Origin of the sequence: Pseudoalteromonas sp. BMB (assembly GCF_001709235.1) — a bacterium.
Taxonomy (GTDB): domain Bacteria; phylum Pseudomonadota; class Gammaproteobacteria; order Enterobacterales; family Alteromonadaceae; genus Pseudoalteromonas; species Pseudoalteromonas maricaloris.
On the sequence record NZ_MBQA01000167.1, the window covers coordinates 84,056 to 102,678 of the forward strand.

The following is an 18,623-nucleotide window of genomic DNA, read 5'->3' on the forward strand; positions in this document are numbered from 1 at the left end:
ATGCAAACTATTCACGATTATTTAGCTGCGCATGCTGATTCAAAATCTGATAATCAGGCTTTTACTTTTATTGAAGATAACGGTGAGCAATCACATATTGGTTTTAATGATTTGCACCAAAGTGCGCATTCTATTGCTCGCACTTTGACAGCAGAACTTGAAGCGGGATCTCGAGTAGTTTTATTGTATCCTCCTGGCCTTGAGTATATTCAGGCATTTTTAGGTTGTTTATATGCTGGCATGGTTGCCGTTCCTTTGTATCCACCACAAAGCAAAAAGCACGCGGGTAGAGTGTTAACCGTCATTGATGACTGCCAAGCTAGTGTTGTGCTTACTTCGAATGTGTTACAACCTCAGTTGCAAGCGGAATTAGCTCCTTTACCTATCAAAGGGTTTAGCGATCTACAGCAAGGCGAAAAAGCACAAGCAATCGCGCTTCCTGATGCAAGCCAAGTTGCATTCCTTCAGTATACGTCTGGTTCAACGGGGACACCGAAGGGAGTTGTGGTCTCTCACGAGAATATTGTTGCTAACTTAAAAACTTTACAGCAAGCGACAGATTGTTCAGAAACAGATGTGTTCTGCAACTGGTTACCGCTATTTCATGACTTAGGCTTAGTAAATACTTTGTTGCTGCCTATTTATTTGGGCGCGCATTCCGTGTTGATGTCGCCAGTCAGGTTTATCAAAAATCCACTTACTTGGTTTAAAGCCATTACCGAATTTAACGCTAGCATATGTGGCGCACCTAATTTCGCATTTGATCATTGTTTAGAGCGTATCAAGCCTCATCAATTAGCCGGGATCGATCTGTCTTCGTGGCGCATTGCGTTCAATGCTGCAGAGCCTGTAGATGCAGATACTTTAATGCGTTTTTGCGATCGTTACGCCCGCGCCGGGTTTAAAGAATCTTCGATATTTCCTGCTTACGGTATGGCTGAAGCGACAGTGTTTATTTGTGGCGGTACTCATCAGGCACCGTATACGGCAGTCCCTTTTAGTAGTGACTCATTGCAAACCGGAAAGGCTGAAATTCAAGATGATGTAGCCAAGCAACAGCTGTTAGTTGGGCATGGTCACGTTCAATCGCAGCACCACCTTAAAATCGTGTCGCCAGAAACGCTTACCGAAGTGGCTGACGGGCAGGTGGGGGAAATCTGGTTTGCAGGGCCGAGTCTTGCTGTAGGATATTGGAACGATGAAGAAAAAACCAAAGCTAGCTTTGGTGCTCGTTTGCAAAATGATGACAACAGCTATCTACGTACTGGTGACCTTGGTTTTATCCATAATAGTGAGCTATTTATTTCTGGTCGAATCAAAGATGTCATTATAATCAATGGCCGGAATTACTACCCGCAGGACTTCGAGAAATTAGCTTATCATGTATATCCTGGCTTAAACCAAAATGGTGCGGCTGCGTTTGAAGTTAATGGTAAGGCTGTATTACTGCTAGAAGTCAGTCGCAACGAAATGAAAGAGTTCGACTTTTCTGTCGCAGTTGAAACGCTTAAAGCGGCCATTTTTGAACAATTTGAAGTCATTGTAGAAGATATCCTGTTCCTAAAGGCTGGTAGAATTAACAGAACTTCAAGTGGAAAAATTCAGCGTTCGTTGTCTCAAAAACGTTACCTTGCGGGAGATATAGAATATCTCTATAGCGCTTTATCAGGGGGACTTGTAGGAAACGATATTGACAGTGAGCAAGAAGTTAGTCGTGTTCAGTCAGAGTCCGAAATCGAACTACAGTTATGTGCATTGTGGCGCGAAGTTTTCGGTGTTGATAGCATTGGCGTAGAAGACAACTTCCTAGCATTGGGTGGTCACTCCTTACTGGCTACAACGTTAATCGCCCAAATTGAACAGAAGTGGCAAGTAGAAGTTTCGATAAAAGATTTCTTTACTGCCAATACAATTCGCAAGTTAGCTTGTTTAATAGAGACTGCACCTACGCGTCAACTAAATACAATTCAGCCAGCAAATACTCATGGCTTTGTCACACCATCCTTTGCACAGGAGCGGATGTGGCTTGCTAGCAATATTGAGTCTGGATCTGCTCACTATAATTTATCGTTTGCGTTAAAGCTTTATGGTGAGTTGAATGTGTCAGCATTGCAGCAAGCACTTACGACTATTGTCACTCGACATCAGACATTAAGAACAACTTATAAGCAGCAAGATGGGCAGCTTTACCAGTTTGTTCAGCAGCCAGCCTCATTCGTCGTCGAACAGCTTGATTTAACTGCGCTCTCTTCTGCGGAACAAGCTAAACAGGTAGAGCAGCTCAGTCGTAAAGAAGCCACTAAACAGTTTGACCTAGCAAATGACTTAATGCTCCGAGTCACTTTGCTACAGCTTGGTGCTCAGTCACGTATCATGTTGCTGACGATGCACCACATTGCAGCTGATGGTTGGTCATTAGGCGTCTTTACCAAAGAGCTCAATACGTTGTATGCCGCTGAAGTTCATGGTTCATCCCTAGCGTTAGATGCGTTGGATATTCAGTATGTTGATTACGCTTGTTGGCAACGCAAGTGGTTAAACGACGATACATTGCAGAGTCATTTAGCCTACTGGCAAAGCCAGTTACAAGGTTTACCAGCGCTTCACAGTCTACCATTAGATCACGTAAGGCCTGCTGTACAGAGCTTTGCAGGTAAGACGTTGAAGCATAAACTCAGTGATGACCAATTACAGGCACTGAAGGAATTAGCGAAGCAAAATGAGGTCACCTTATTTGTCTTGCTACAGGCCGCTTTTGCTAGCCTTTTAAGCCGTTTCTCAGGCGAAACAGACATTGTGATTGGTTCGCCAGTAGCGAACCGAGAGCAAGCTGAAGTTGCTCCTTTAATAGGTCTATTTATTAATAACTTAGTGCTGCGTTCGGAACTATCGGATGATCCGAAATTTGTCGACTTATTAGCACAAAGTAACAACATGCTGCTAGCGGCATATGAGCATCAGCAAGTGCCGTTTGAAAAGCTAGTGGATGAGTTGCAGCCGGCACGTAATCTCAGTCACGCTCCTTTGTTCCAAGTCATGTTGACTTTACACAATCAACAAGTAGAGCCCTTGGACTTGCCGGGGCTAGAGATAAAGCAACTAGAATCATCGAAAACATATGCACAGTATGATCTTGCATTGACACTCAATGATAACGGTAATGGCTTGGAGATGGAGTGGCAATATGCGTCGGATTTATTCGAACAAGCCACTATTGAACAGCTGATAGAAAGCTTTGATACCTTATTGAATGGGGTTATTGAAAATCCGAAAATTAGGATCAGTCAATTGCCACTGATCAGCCAGTCAGAATCTAAAAAGCTGGTTAGTATTGGAGTGGGACGAACCGAAAATAACCATCAAGGCCTTTGTATCCATGAACTATTCGAACAGCAGGTAGAGCGCACTCCAGATGCTGTCGCTGTTGTATTCCACAACGATACAGTAACCTATGAGCAGTTGAATCAGCGTGCTAACCAGCTGGCAAGATACCTAGTTCAGCAAGGCGTGAAACCGGACTCTGTGGTCGCTTTAGGTGTCGAACGCGGTTTAGAGATGCTTGTTGGCACATTGGCAATTATGAAAGCGGGTGGTGCCTATTTACCTTTAGATCCTACATATCCGCAAGCGCGATTGTCGTATATGTTGGAAGATTCTGGCGTGCAGTGGGTGATCACCCAAAGCAATTTGAGTAATCAGCTAACAGCAGAGCAAGTCATCTGCATAGATGACGATACATTGTACTCTGAATTAGCGCAATTTGAACATGGTAATTTAGACACCACGAGTTTGGGTCTCAATGCCAATCATTTGGCTTATCTCATATACACCTCAGGTTCAACCGGGCTGCCGAAAGGTGTGATGTTAGAGCATCGCAATGCGGTGAACTTCTTGGTGTCGATGCAACAAGAGCCTGGCCTAGTTGCTGCGGATTCGCTACTCGCAGTGACTTCTTTGTCGTTTGATATTCATGTCTTAGAGTTGTACCTACCACTGTCTGTGGGAGCGAGCGTGGTTATTGCTACAACCAGCGATGTGCAGTCACCTGATGCATTGGCTGGGCTAATTGCAGCCAAACAAGTTTCTTGTATGCAGGCAACGCCAGCGACTTGGAAAATGTTATTAAGCCATGGTTGGCAGCCTCAAAGCAGCTTCAAAGCATTGTGCGGTGGCGAGGCGTTAAATGATGAACTTAAGGAGTCCATGCTATCCTGTCAGCATTTAGAGCTATGGAACATGTATGGTCCAACGGAAACCGCTGTGTGGTCCGCAACAAGCCGGATCGACAATTCAGTCTCTTTGGGTAAGCCAATTACCAACACCCAGTTCTACGTATTGGATGAACATTTAGCTCCGTTACCTGTCGGTGTAGCTGGTGAACTTTATATTGGTGGGGAAGGTGTTGCTAGGGGTTATCTCAACCGTTCAGCACTCACTGCTGAGAAGTTTATTCAAAGTCCTTACTCTGACACTCGTTTATATAAAACTGGAGATTTAGTTCGCTGGTTAGCTGATGGTTCGTTGGTGTATCTGCGTCGTATGGATGCACAAGTTAAGGTACGAGGGCATCGTATTGAGCTAGGTGAGATAGAGACGACTTTGTCACGTTACCCAGATGTGGAAGATGTTGTTGTACAGGTACATGGAGAAGCAGAAAGCACCAGTCTAGTGGCTTACATTGTTAGCCTCGCTGGTAAAATGGGGCCTAGTTGGCAGCAGGACTTAGCGGATTATTTAGCAACTATTTTACCTTCTTACATGATACCCAACGCATTTGTTCGCTTGGATAAGTTGCCTTTAACACCGAATGGAAAAATAAATCGTAACGCGTTGCCCAAGCCAACATTTGACGACGCAATGGAGTTTGTAGCGCCTGATAGCGAAACGGAAAAACAACTTTGCCAAATGTGGCAGAAGTTGTTGGATATCCCAGTACAAGAGGGCCAGTATATCAGTGCGACAAGTAACTTCTTCCAATTAGGAGGACAGTCGTTACTTGCTGCCAATTTAATTTCTCAGATTCGCAAACAGTGGAATGTTGATATTCCGATGCGAACCATGTTTGCACAGCAGACAGTTCGTAAATTAGCGGCGGCAATTGATGATGCCGCTACGAGTCAAGTTCCTGAAATATCTCCGGGGGCGAGTAAAGATGCAACCCCACTGTCTTTCTCGCAGCAGCGGCTTTGGTTTATCGACCAAATAGAAGAAGGTCGCCACCAATATAACTTGTGTCGAGGTTTCCAACTGAGCGGCAAACTCGATATAGCCGCATTACGTTTTGCGTTTGCCACCATTGTAGAACGCCATGAAATACTGCGCACTGTGTATAAAAATAGTGAAGCGGGTGATGCTATTCAAGTGATCAACGCTAACGCAAATATTACGATACCAGTTGAGGAGTTAACTGGGCTTGATACCGTTCAGCAACAGCATGCTGTACATGAGTCAATGCAGCAACAGAGCTATCAGACCTTTGACCTTAGCCAAGATCTGATGCTACGTGTGAAAGTACTTAAGTTCTCAGAAGATCAGCATGCGCTACTGGTTACCATTCACCATATTGCCTTAGACGGTTGGTCAGAGCGTATTATTATTGAAGAACTTAATGCGCTTTATCAGGCCAAAGAAAACACTTTACCGGCACTGAGAATTCAGTATGTAGATTATGCGCGTTGGCAAAACGAGTGGATGCAAGGTAAAGCGATTGAACAGCATCAACAGTTTTGGAAAGTGCGCTTAGACGGTATGCCTGAGGTACATAACTTGCCGCTAGATCGACCACGGCCTGCGATGCAGACTTACGAAGGCAGCAGATACACGCAATACCTGAGCGCTGAAGTGCATACTCGACTACAAAATTTGGCGAACCAATACGATGCGACTGTGTTTATGGTGCTGAATACCGCATTGGCGATACTGATCGCACGCCATTCTCACGAAGAAGATATTGTGATTGGCACCCCGGTTGCGAACCGTGAACAAGCAGACTTAGCGCCATTGGTTGGCTTTTTCGTTAATACTCTGGTGTTACGGAGTGACCTATCAGGTAACCCAAGCTTCGAGAGTGTGTTAAAGCAAAGCAAAGAATATCTCTTGGAAGCATATGAGCACCAGCAGCTGTCGTTTGACAAATTAATTGAAGAACTTCAACCAGAGCGCAGCTTAAGTTACGCACCACTGTTTCAAATTATGCTTTCGATGCAAAACAATGAGCAGGGTTCGTTGCAGTTATCAGACGTTGCTGTGTCGGAATATGAACCAAGTAATACCATTGCACGATATGACCTGATGTTGAGCGTAACCGAAAACGTTTCAGCAGAGGGTAATGAAAATGGCTTGAGGCTAACTTGGGAATATGCATCAGCGCTGTTTGATAGTGATACAATTGCGCGTATGGCTGGGCATTTTGAAGTCTTGTTAAATGGATTGCTGGACAAACCTACCGCCACTATTCATCAGTTGCCTCTGTTGACTCAAACAGAACAGCTGCAATTGAGCGTGTGGAATGACACTGCTGCAGACTATCCCAAAGATAAATGTATTCATGAATTATTTGAGGCACATGCTGAAGCGACTCCAAGTGCCAATGCAGTCATTTATGAGGGGCAAACGATTTGCTATGCAGAGCTCAATGCCAAGGCAAATCAACTCGCACATTATCTATTGACGCAGGGGATTAAACCGGATTCATTGGTTGGCTTGTGCACTGAGCGTTCTATCGAGATGGTCATTGGATTGTTGGCTATTTTTAAAGCCGGTGGAGCCTATGTACCACTTGATCCAAGTCTGCCTGCAGAGCGATTGGGCTACATGTTGCAAGATGCACAGGTAGATGTGGTACTGACACAAACGCGTTTTTCTCAGCTTTTCTCTAGCGGCCAGCAGGTTGTAGTGCAGATTGATCAACTTGCAAATTGTGCTGATTATCCAACCCAAAATCCAGATAAAGCTGCATTAGGTTTAACTTCTAAACATTTAGCTTATGTTATTTACACATCTGGTAGTACAGGTCGACCTAAAGGGGTGGAATCAACTCATCTAGGCATGATGAACCGCTTAAACTGGATGCAATCTGAGTATCAGATTCGTCCTGAAGATAAGTTGTTACAAAAGACGCCTTACAGCTTCGACGTGTCCGTCTGGGAGTTCTTCTGGCCACTTGGTTATGGTGCACAGCTCGTGATGGCAAAACCTGAGGGACATAAAGATCCAGAGTATTTAAGTGCGGTTATTCAGTCAGAGCAAGTGTCAATCATCCACTTTGTACCGTCCATGCTCGCAAATATGCTCAATGCAGTAAGTATTTCAACGTTGTCGTCGGTTCGTTATGTATTCTGTAGTGGTGAGGCATTAACTAAGAAACTCGCAGATGACTTCAATGCGAATAAACCTGCAAATACTCAGCTGTTTAATTTGTACGGTCCAACTGAAGCTTCTATTGAAGTGAGCTATTGGGCATGTGATGAACACAACCAATTAAGCAACATTCCGATTGGTAAAGCGATTTATAATACTCAGCTACACGTGCTGGATAAACAAATGAACCCAGTACCTGTCGGTGTTACGGGTGAGCTGTACATTGGAGGAGATGGCTTAGCTCGTGGCTACTTAAATCAACCACAATTAACCAGCGCTGCTTTTGTAGCTAATCCTTTTTCTAGTGACCCAGATGCAAAACTGTATAAAACAGGAGACTTGGTTCGTTGGTTATCTGATTCACAAGAGTTAGCGGGCAATCTAGAGTTTATTGGCCGAATTGACCATCAGGTTAAGGTACGTGGCTTCCGTATTGAACTGGGTGAAATTGAGTCGGTATTATTGGCACATGAACAGGTGAAGGATGCCGTTGTCATTGCTCAAGGTGATGAACAAAATGGGCCACAACATATCATCGGATATGTCGTCTCTGATCAGGTTAACGGAGGAACATCTTCAATTATTAAGGAGCTCCGCCACCACCTTAAACTATCTCTACCTGAGCATATGATCCCGAGTGCTTTTGTAATTTTGGATAGTTTGCCATTGACGGCCAGTGGTAAAATTGATCGCCGTGCATTACCGAAGCCAGACGTACAAGCCCAACTGAGTAGCGAATTTGTTGCACCTAGTCATGACACTGAAGTTCAGCTGAGCGAGATTTGGCAAACCTTGTTAAAACTCAATAGTGAGACAAGCGTTGGTATTTATGACAACTTCTTTGAACTAGGTGGTCACTCATTACTGGCAGTTCGTTTGGTATCTGAGATCCGTTCGCGCTTTGCTGTTAACATTACTGTTGGTGACATATTTAAGCTGCCATCGATTGCGCAGCTGGCATCGTTGATCAACAAAGCAGAATCGGCGGCTATGCCTGTATTGCGTCAAGCTGAATCTGATCAGCCTTTGGTACTCTCATATGCCCAGCAGAGCTTATGGCTGATTGATCAAATCAACCCTGACCATACACAATACAACATTCCACTAGCTATACAGCTGGATGGTGAGCTGGATACTCAGGCGTTAAAGTCCGCATTTGAAGGGATCATTGAGCGTCATCAAGTACTTAGAACTACGGTACTCTTGTCTGAGTCGGGTGAGCCACAACCTCATGTACTAGCAAATGTGTCATTTGATATTCCAGAGCAAGACCTATCACATTTGTCGGTACAAGCGCAGTTAGTAGAAGTTGCGCGACTAAGTGGCCAGCAGGCAGAGATGCCTTTCGATCTTAGTCGTGATTTAATGCTACGTGTACGACTTCTCAAATTGTCGAAAGTACGTCATGTTGTACTAGTTACAATGCATCACATAGCTTCTGATGGTTGGTCTCATAATATCTTATTGCGTGAGTTTAGCTCGCTTTATCGTGCTGCACTTGGCGAGAAAGTGGCAGCACTCGATGAGTTACCTGTTCAATATAGTGATTATGCGATTGCACAGCGACAATGGTTAACCGGTGAAGTATTAGAGCAGCAGATAGGCTTTTGGAAAAACAAACTACAGGGTTTACCTGAAGTGCACAGCCTACCTTTGGATTATGCTCGTCCCGTCGAGCAAGATCACCAAGGTAAAGTGTTTCGTCAGACCCTCAGCCGAGATATTCAACGTGGCTTAAATGCGCTGGCTCGTAAGTACGATGCAACATTGTACATGGTACTGAGTGCAGCATATTCGGTATTGTTATCACGTTATTCTGGGGAAACTGATATTGTCTTTGGTACGCCAGTAGCAAATCGTGATCATGCAGAACAAGCTTCGCTTGTCGGCTTTTTCACTAATGCGTTGGTGATCAGAACAGACTTATCAGATAACCCGAACTTCATTGATCTGTTGCAACGCAGTAAAGACTATTTAGTTGGCGCCTATGAGCACCAACAATTGCCATTTGAAAAGCTCGTTGATGAGTTACAACAGCAACGAAATTTGAGTTACTCACCACTTTATCAAATCAAGCTTGCTCTGCAGAATAATGAGCTTGCTGAGATTGATATGCCAGGTTTGGCTATTAAGCAGCTTGAAACATCTCACTCAGCTGCGCTTCACGATTTGAGTCTTGATATTTATGAATTGCAAGAAGCTGGTGAAAATAAAGGATTAGAGCTTAATTGGGAATATGCTACGAGCTTATTTGATGTAGCAACCATTCAGCGTTTAGCTAGCCATTTTGAAGTATTGTTAAGAGGGGTGATTGCTGATCCGAGTGCCAAGGTGAGTGAATTACCTGTGGTTACCGACATTGAGCAAACTGAGCTATTACGTTGGTCTAAGTGGCTGGGTCAAGAAAGTGATTCTAATAATCAATGTCTTAGTGATGTCTCTGGTCATTCAATTATTGAGATGTTTGAAGATCAAGTCGCTAAAAACCCTGAAAAGATTGCAGTTACATATGATGAGTCCACACAATCTCGCGTCAGTTTGAGTTATGCAGAGCTTAATTACAAAGCAAATCAGGTTGCTCATTATCTGTTAGAGCAGGAGATTGAACCTGATACTTTGGTTGGCTTATGTGTCGAACGTTCATTAGAAATGATTGTGGGCATTTGGGGTATTTTGAAAGCTGGCGCTGCATATGTTGCCATTGATCCAGATTATCCTGAAAAACATATTGAACACATCTTGGACGACTCTGAAGTTGAAATCATTCTGACTAGCTCTGAGCTACTTTCTGAGCTTCCTTTCGATGATTTGCAGATCCTGCCACTGGATGAAGAAATGTGGGATAGCTTTCTAGGAGAGCAACCGCAAACTAATCCGCTACGAGATGAGATACAGTTTTCGCCAGCTAATCTGGCATATGTTATTTATACCTCGGGCTCAACAGGCATGCCAAAGGGCGTGGCCGTCGAACATAAAGCGTTAATGCAATCTACATTGTCTAGGTTCAAGGTTTACCAAGAGGCGCCTTCGAGCTTCGCGCTGTTTTCTTCTATCGCATTTGACAGCTCAATTGCTGGCATATTCTGGACATTCAGTGCGGGAGGCAAGCTGTGCATCGTAGACATTAAACAAGGTGTTGACCTCACTTCCTTTCAAGCCATGATGGCTGAAGAAGCGGTTAGTCATTTCTTGACGTTACCAAGTGTTTATCAAGCCATGTTAAGCGGGGATATCAACCCAGGTCCTGCGATGAAGACAGTGATTGTGGCTGGTGAAGCATGTGATACGCATCTGGTCGAACAGCATCAGTCCCATACACAATGGCAAGGTTGCCGCCTATTCAATGAGTACGGACCAACAGAAGCTTGTGTGTGGAGTAGTTTTTATGAGTGTACTGGACACCGTGGTGGCAGTGTTCCAATTGGAAAAACCACACCGCATTCTGAACTTTTTGTATTAGACAGTGAAAGGCAGTTGTGCCCGTTAGGTGTAACAGGCGAGCTGTATATCGGTGGTGATAACTTGGCTAGAGGCTACCTGAATCGACCAGATTTGACAGCAGAAAAATTTGTTGTCAGTCCGTTCGACAGTAGCCAACGATTATACAAAACAGGGGATTTGGTACGTTGCGTACCTGATACAGAAGGTGCTCCCGGTAATCTAGAGTTTATCGGACGTCAGGACCATCAGGTTAAGATCCGCGGCTTTAGAATCGAGCTGGGAGAAATCGAAGGTGTCATCACTGATCAGGTGCAGGTCACCGAAGCTGTGGTGTTGGCTAAGGCTATCGATGCTAGTCAAACCAACGTTCAACTAGTGGCTTACATTGTTCCTGAGAACTTTGACGAAGCGCAAAATAATGAAATAGCTTATCGAGAGCAGCTACAGCTACAGCTTTCGAAGAGCTTACTGAGCTATAAGATGCCGTCTGTCTTTGTATTGATGGCAAAACTTCCGCAAACACCAAATGGAAAAGTTGACCGCAACGCCTTGCAGGAAAAAGAGGTTTCATTACAGTTACTTCACCAATATGTGGCACCGAATACTGAAATTGAGCAGCAATTGTGTCAACTGTGGGGTGACCTACTAGGGTTAAGCAAAGTAGGTATTCGTGAGAATTTCTTCACCATTGGGGGTGACTCGATTCTTGCGATTCAAGCCGTGACTCGTGCAGCAAAGCTAGATTTAGTGTTCACCACGCGGCAACTATTTGAGTGTCAAACCATTGAAAAATTAGCGCTAGAAGTAACCACCGCAGAGCCTGACTCTACCGTAATTAGTGATGTGAATGAAATGCCATTACAGCAATTGCTAGAGAGCTTCGTCTCTTGGCAAGATGCACAAACTGAGGCTGACGAGGCACAAATGTGGCAGCAATTTGTGGCCGAACAAGTTTCGGCTGACGTACTGTCTGCGCAACGAGCAACTTGGTTAACTCAATTCGCTTACGGCCAACTGCAAAACATGGCTAACCAGCACGGAACACTCTTGAAGTTGTACCCAACGACTGGAATGCAAAAAGGGATGTTGTTCCATAGTGGTCTAGACGCTTCTGCTTATGTTTCTCAGTTATCAGTGAAGTTATCAGGAAAGCTGGACGAGGCGGCATTGGAGCAAGCGTTAGCTGAAATTGTGAGTCGTCATGATGTCTTTAGAACAGTATTTACCGAGGAGCACACATATCAATTCGTGGTGGCACAAGCGAGTGGCTATTTTAATACTCTGGATTGGTCTGAATTATCCGAGCAGGAGCAACAGTCACAGCTAACTCAGTTCTCCGTGCAAGATAAGGCTAGGGGCTTTGCCTTGGACAAAGCTCCGTTAATGCGGATAACATTGATTAAGTTAAGTGAGCAGCAGCACTGTTTAGTCTGGACAAGCCACCATGCATTGTCCGATGGGTGGTCTTTCCCACTGGTGTTCAAAGAGCTTATCTCGTTATATGTAGCTGCCAGTGGCAATGTACCTCAGCTTTCTTCTGTATTATCAAAATCACAGCCTTATGAAAACTATATCGCTTGGTTACAGCAACAAGATCAAAGTAAAGCAGAAGCGTTTTGGAAACAGACATTGTCCACAGTAGATGCGCCTACACAGCTTAATGTTGACTCGGCAGCAGTAGACAGTGAACACGGGCCGAGAAAGCAAAGCTTAGTGTTGACCAAGGATATGCACCAGCAACTCCAGACTGTGGCGAGAAGGTATGCCGTCACTCTGAATACAGTTGTTCAAGCGGCATGGGCGTATTTGCTGCACCGTTACAGTGGTAATGAGCAACTAGTGTTTGGTGAAACAATTTCCGGTCGTCCGACTGAAATAGCACATGTTGAAGAAATGGTGGGGCTATTTATTAACAGTCTGCCAGTAGTGGTGAACGTTGATTCAAGCATGACTATTCGTCATTTACTGCAATCCATGCATCAGGCAAGTATGGGTCGCGTTGAGAACGGTTTCCTATCTTTGACAGAGATCCAAAATCAAGCACCTACAAGCACTAAGTTGGATCGTGATCGCAACTTGTTTGATACCTTAGTAGTATTTGAAAACTATCCCGTGGACAAAGAAATTGAAAACATAGTTTCAGGTTCAGGTTTACAAGTTTCAGACATTCGTAATGACGAACAAACCAATTACGGACTCACGCTGACAGTATTGCCTAACAACTCAGAAGTCGATGGCAAGCTAGGGTTTGAATTGGGCTATCGAGCTGAGCGCTTTAGCGAAGCTACGGTGGCACGCCTGTTAAGTCACCTAGAAGTCATTCTCAGTGGATTATCACAACAAAGTTGCCAGTATGTAGCTGAACTACCGTTGCTCACAGATCAGGAAAAATCTCAGCTGCTCACAGAGTGGAATGGCACAGCAGCAGAATATCGTCATGACAGATGTATTCATGAATTGTTCGAAGCACAAGTGCAACAACAACCCAACTCGCTAGCTGTAGTCTTTGATGGTGAGAATGAAGCGGGTCTTTCGTATGCAGAACTGAACGCCAAGGCAAACCAAGTCGCACATTATCTAATGGCGCAAGGTGTGAAGACAGGCTCTTTGGTCGGATTATGCGTTGAGCGCTCAATAGAGATGGTAATCGGTTTACTAGGCATTGTTAAAGCTGGTGGGGCGTACGTACCGTTAGAGCCAAGCTTGCCTAAAGAACGCCTTGAATACATGTTACAAGATTCGAGTGTCGACATTGTTTTGACTCAACATCAGTTTGCGACCTTATTTAGTGGCGAAGCTAACACGCTCGCATATTTGGATAAGTTTGAGACATTTGTTGACTTTCCAGCGGATAACATTGCTCCTCAGGCGATAGGTCTAACGCCACATCATCTAGCTTATGTAATTTATACCTCAGGAAGTACGGGTAAGCCGAAAGGGGTTGAATCAATTCATCAAGGTATGATGAACCGTATTGAGTGGATGGACTCGAAGTATCAGTTGCAGACTGGAGACCGTGTTTTACAAAAGACACCGTATAGCTTCGATGTATCTGTATGGGAATTCTTCTGGACATTAGGTTTCGGAGCTCAGCTAGTAGTGGCTAAACCAGAAGGACACAAAGACCCATCCTACTTGAGTAATCTCATCCAAACGCAACAGGTATCAATATTGCACTTTGTGCCATCAATGCTAGCGAGTATGGTTGCAACAGTGAATTTCTCAGAGCTATCTTCTGTACGTTGTGTGTTCTGTAGTGGTGAAGCATTACCGAAGAAATTGGCTAACGATTTTCTCGCGACGAAATCGACCAATACAAGGTTAATCAACTTGTATGGGCCTACCGAAGCGTCAATCGATGTCAGCTTTTGGGAGTGTAGCGAACGCTGTGACTTGAATAGTATTCCTATTGGTCGTGCGATTAGTAATACCCAGCTGTATGTTTTAGATCAACATTTAAATCCAGTGCCAATTGGTGTGCCAGGAGAGCTCCACATTGGTGGTGATAACTTGGCTAAAGGGTATCTGAATCTTCCACAGCTTACAGAAGAAAAGTTCATTGCTAACCCATTCTCTACTGAAGCCGGTGATAGGCTTTATAAAACTGGCGATCTTGTTCGTTGGCTACCAGACACAGAGGAATTGGCTGGTAATCTGGAGTATATTGGTCGTATCGATCATCAGGTTAAGATCCGTGGATTCCGTATTGAACTTGGAGAAATCGAGGCAAGGCTAGATCAACATCCGAGTGTCAAAGACAGTGTTGTGATCACGGTAGGCAGTGAAGAAAACATTCGCTTAGTGGCATTTTATCGTCAGAGTCATTGCACAATTGAGCAACCCATAAATAGTAATGATCTAAAAGCCCATCTACTCAACACATTACCCGAGTACATGGTTCCAGAGGCCTTTAAGGCCTTAGAGCAAATTCCGCTAACGGCAAATGGAAAGGTGGATCGTCGTAAGCTGGCAAGCATCGATGTGAAATTAACGTCAGGCCAGCAATATGTTGCACCTCGAAATCAGATAGAAGAACAGTTGACTACTATTTGGTCTGAAGTACTCAGGTGTGCGGTAGAAAAAATAGGTGTCAACGATAACTTCTTTGAGCTTGGTGGTCATTCTCTGATGGTCACTCAGGTCACGGCCAAAGTACGCAGCCTGATGGATATCGACTTGCCAATGACAGCAATATTTGAGCAGTCTACGATTGCTGACTTGGCTAAACTGATAATCAAAACAGAAAGAAGTAGAATACCTGCCATTACCCCGGCAGATCGCAGTCTGATAGCTGGACAGCCACTACCACTGAGTTTGTCGCAAGAAAGGTTCTGGTTCGTTAGTCAATTAGATTCAAATAACCCGAGCTACAACATCGCGGGTGCAGCGATGCTTGATGACACTGTTGAACTAACACATTTAGAACATGCCTTTAACCTTGTGATGCAACGCCATGAAATACTGAGAACCGTATTTATTAACAAGGGTGGGAAGCCTCAACAAGTCATTTTAGACAGCGTTGATTTCAAGCTAGAGCTGGTGGATTTACGACATGAAGCTAACTCAGCTTGTCGTCACCAAATGGCGCAAAGCATTTGTCAGTACGAAGCCGCAATACCATTTGATTTAGGTAAAGCGCCACTATTGCGGGGCAAAGTCATTCGACTTGATGAGCGACAAAGCATTCTCGTTGTTGTCATGCATCACATCATTACTGATGAGACATCCCTAGAAATCATGATCAGGGAATTGGGACTAATTACTGAGCATCTATCTAAGGGATTGTGCCCAGATGCACTTACTTTACCTGTATTACCAATTCAGTACCTTGATTACAGTCTTTGGCAGCGTAAGCTTGCTGAAGACGGCGGTGCTATTCAGCAACAGTTATCTTACTGGCAGGACAAGTTAGCGGGGGTTCCAGAGTTGTTGGACTTCCCAACCGATTACCCGCGTCCAGCAGTACAGGATTCGGCAGGGGCAATTAGTCCAACATTTTACCTAAACGAGAAGCTTACAGCGCAGATCAAAGGACTGGCAGAACAGCAGGGGTGCACGCTTTATATGGCCTTAGTAACGCTATTTAAGGTGCTTTACTATCGCTACACCGGACAGCAAGATATTTGCTTTGGTAGCCCTATTGCCAACAGACAGTACGAAGAAACTAAGGGTTTACTGGGGCCTTTTGTTAACACGATAACATTACGTGACCTGATTTCAGGTGATAATTCGTTCGTTGATTTGCTCGGTCAAGTTAAGCAGACATGTTTGGAAGCATACGACCATCAAGATGCACCATTTGAAAAGGTGGTAGAGTTGGTGCAGCCAGAAAGAGACATGAGTATCAGTGCGTTGTTCCAGATAATGTTTATTCAGCACAGCGATCCACTGGCTTCAGCGCAACATTCTATTCAGCCGTATCCTCTAGATTTTAACTTTAGCCGTTTTGATCAAATTATTCATGTTAAAGAAACAGCCGCCGGTGTAGAAGGCTTCATTGGTTATCGAACATCACTGTATAAAGCACATACAATAGCGCGTTTACTTGAACACTTTGTTGCTTTGTGTGAGGCGATCAGCCAAGCGCCTAATACCAAACTAGATGAGTTACAGTTTATTGGTGACGTTGAAAAGCAACAATTACTTGTAGAGTTCAACAGGACTGAAGGAGTTTATCCACAAGACCAGTGCATCCATCAACTGTTTGAGCAGCAGGCTAGCCTCAATCCAGAAAAAACCGCGGTGGTACAAGTGGGAGCGCAAGGGGATTCTGACGCAGCCGGGGTATCAACCCTAAGCTTTGAAAACCTGCAAGCGCATAGTCATAACTTAGCCCTATATCTGCAGTCTTTGGGAATTAAACCGGATTGCTTGGTTGGTTTGTGTGTCGATAGAACCATAGAAATGATGGTTGGGATCTTGGGGATATTAAAAGCAGGAGGTGCGTATGTGCCTCTTGACCCTGACTATCCTGATGAACGCTTGTCTTACATGCTTGAGGATAGCCAAGCAAGTGTTGTGCTTACGTTAAGCGCGTATAAAGATAAGTTGCAGGGATTGCTCGACTCAGATACGCAGCTGATTGTACTAGATGATCCAAAAGGCTTACCGTCAGGGTTTAGCACGTATCTAACAGATGAAAATCAGTGCTTAAACAATGAAGTTAAGTCAGATAATCTCGCGTACGTTATCTACACTTCTGGATCGACAGGTCAGCCAAAAGGAGTGATGATAGAACACCGCATGGTTGTCGATTATTGCTACTCTGTATTTGACCGAATGGATCTACAGCACTGTGATACGTTTGGTGCCGTCTCTACATTCTCGGCGGATTTGGGTAACATTTCTCTGTATGTTCCGATGCTATTTAGTAAAACACTGTACCTTTTTTCTAATCACTACGTGCATCATCCGATCCGTTTGAAGGAGTATTTAGACAACCATCCGATTGATTGTATGAAGATCACTCCTTCACATTTTGAAATGTTTAAAATTTCAGATAGTGAAATAGTCGCACCATCAAAAGTTTTAATTTTTGCAGGTGAGCCACTGACAAAACGTGTTGTTGAAACTGTTAATAATCTTGTGCCTAGTTGTCGGGTATTTAATAACTATGGCCCGACAGAAACAACGATTTCAAAGCTGTCTTCAGATCAGCTAGTAGCAAACGATATTTCAATGATTTATCTAGGTAAGCCGCTGCATAACACACAAATGTATGTGCTTGACAAACAGAGTCAGTTGCAGCCAATAGGGGTCCCCGGTGAATTATGCATTGCTGGTGACGGGGTAGCCCGAGGTTACTTGAATCGTCCGGAACTCACTGAAGCTAGCTTTGTGGCCAATCCATTTGCTGTCGAGATGAATGGTCATGGTACACGAATGTACAAAACAGGAGATCTGGTTCGCTGGGTTGATGATGGCAATATTGAGTACCTAGGTCGTATCGATAGTCAGGTTAAAATCCGTGGTTTCCGTATTGAGTTGAGCGAAATTGAAGCACAACTGAGAAATGTTGTGGCTATTAAAGACTGTGCTGTGGTGGTTCAAGGACAAGATGCGAACAAGCAGTTGATCGCCTTTTATAGCGAGGTAATGGAAGACGCGGGTAAGGTGAGTAGTGATGACCTTAAGGAACATTTACTCCAAACCTTGCCAGAGTACATGCTGCCGTCTGCCTTTGTTTGTATGGATGCTATCCCTTTGACATTAAATGGAAAAATAGACCGCCGTGTACTTGCACAATTAGATGTTGAGATTGCATCGAGTCAAGACTATGTTGCACCACGTAACGAAACAGAAAAGAAACTGGTTGAGCTGTGGGCGGAAGTGTTAGAAATAGCGCCTGAAAAAATCGGTATCAATGATAATTTCTTTGAACTTGGCGGTCATTCACTATTGGCGATTATGATGGTGTCTAACGCAGTTGATCACGAAATCTACTTTGAGATACGTGACATGTTCAATCATCCAAGCATTCAAAGTTTGATGGATAACTGTGAAATTGAAGATGCTCGCGAAATCATCAGAGAAGAAGGTATTCTCGTTGATGCAGTGGATTTAAGCCCGATCCAAACGTATTTCTTTGAACGAGTTAAAACCGATCTACATCACTTTAACCAGTCGGTATTACTTGATTTGAATACTCGTCTGTCGGTTGAAAAGCTACAGACGATCATTTCTACACTTGTGGAGCAACACGATGCTCTGCGGTTCAGATATGTCAATGGAGATGATGGCTGGCAGCAGCACTATCTCGGCGCAGAAGCGATTTCGTCAGATTTGTTGGGGCTACATGCGTATGATATTTCTGCTATTGAGCC

Annotated in this window: 1 pseudogene (cut by a window edge); it reads left to right on the forward strand. The window is 44.2% G+C overall.

What is annotated here, in order from left to right:
* Positions 1-18,623 (forward strand): annotated as a pseudogene (locus tag BB427_RS13715) (non-ribosomal peptide synthase/polyketide synthase); its annotated part runs 9,046 nt beyond the window's last position; the annotation flags it as partial.